Raw genomic sequence first — 1504 nt, 5'->3', positions numbered from 1 at the left:
CAAGAACACTCACCACTGCTTTAGGATCTAGCAACGTTACTCTCGAAAGCTGCCCTTTCTCTCCTGCGCCGGCGTCCCAATCAATCCTTATTGCTTTTGCATTTGAGTAGATCTGAAGTCGCGCATGATACTCTTCCCGGTCTGCAAAGCGCTCGAGGCAATAGTACTCCTTCAAACTCGAATTCGTCGCAGGAAAGCTTACCGAAATTTTTTCTACTGACGGTTCAAGTTTGCCATCAGCGAAAACAGCACGAGCAGCTTTTTTGATAAGGCGACGCATACTCTCATCACATGCATCTGCTCCTGAGCGCAGCATCATTGTCCACCATTGTTCGGAACTACATTTTCTGTAAGATGTTCAAGTCCAAGTTGATGGTAAGCGCCTTTCATAACTTCCGGGTTCTCATCAGGCATATCACTTACCATCAGTTTGTTGGCTGCTTCCTTGAATTTGGTTCGTTCCATTTGGAGATCCAGCCCTTCTCGATCCAGGTCATAGATGGTCTGTGTTACAGGTGCCAGCTTGGTGCGTTCAAGCTCCGGGCCCGCCATAATAAGCTGCAAGCCGATGCTTTGAAGGAAACGAGCTGTGGCGATAGCGTTGATTGTGTCCATGCCATGGAAAGCCTCATCAAGACAAATCAGGCCAATACCCCGTTGTTTTCCTTTGTTACTGTGTAGCCTATAAGCTTTTGCAAGAGCAGCCCCTGCGGCAACATACATCGGCGCTATGTGTTCACCATTGGAACCTGCCCCTTGCCGATTACTCATACGATCCACTCTTTTACCATCGACCAAGATATCTAAATCAAAGGTATAAAACTGTCTGTAATCTAGAATGCCACTAGCATTACCAGATTCAGCAGCGGCGTCCACGAGATTGCGGAGTGTTTCATCAATCTCATCGGGGTTTTCGGCGAACAAAGAAAAATTGTTATCGTCTTGAGCTATCTGGTTGATGTATCGCACAAAGGCTTCGTATTGCGGCACAACCTTGGCCGAGAACTTGTAACGCTCTCCGCCGGTGAAGGACGGACATGATTCAAGTATTTTATTTCGCTCTCGGCGCTCCAACTCCATTTCTTTGAATCGGTCATGAAGAGACATGGCAATGTCTGAGCGCAACGTTTCCTCGGATGCCTGACGGGCTAACTCAGCTTCCTCCTCGTACCGGTGCAATTTGGTATTAAAAAGCTTCGTCTTTTCCTCTAGTGTCCATTCATAACGTTCATGCCATTCCATATTGGGAACTTGCACATCCAAACGCTCGTCCTGGACATAGCGGGCAAGTTCAAGAGAAGCGCTTTCCTCGGCATTCCTCAAGCGGGGGGTGTGGTATTCAAGTTTCCTATCCACCTCTTTAAGCCGAAGATCATAGCTGGTTTCGGCACGCTCAATCTCATCTTTCATGCTGTCCAGCCATTCTTTATCGACTAAAACATTGGCTACAGCTTCTCGTTCAGCTTGGCGAATTACAGGTATCTTTTGTTCTAGTTGCTCTTTC

At 47.3% G+C, this 1504-nt stretch carries 2 protein-coding genes; both read right to left on the bottom strand.

What is annotated here, in order from left to right; all coding sequences use genetic code 11:
• Window positions 1-319 (bottom strand): hypothetical protein (locus tag ACN0S4_RS13435; RefSeq protein ID WP_417658135.1); only part of this gene is annotated, 319 nt, incomplete at its 3' end.
• Window positions 316-1504 (bottom strand): SbcC/MukB-like Walker B domain-containing protein (locus tag ACN0S4_RS13430; RefSeq protein ID WP_417658134.1); only part of this gene is annotated, 1189 nt, incomplete at its 5' end. The genes ACN0S4_RS13435 and ACN0S4_RS13430, both read right to left, overlap by 4 nt.

This window comes from Pseudidiomarina aestuarii (assembly GCF_048263735.1).
Classification (GTDB): domain Bacteria; phylum Pseudomonadota; class Gammaproteobacteria; order Enterobacterales; family Alteromonadaceae; genus Pseudidiomarina; species Pseudidiomarina aestuarii_B.
Note: the sequence above shows the minus strand (reverse complement) of the source record. Positions and strands in the feature narration are given on the sequence as shown.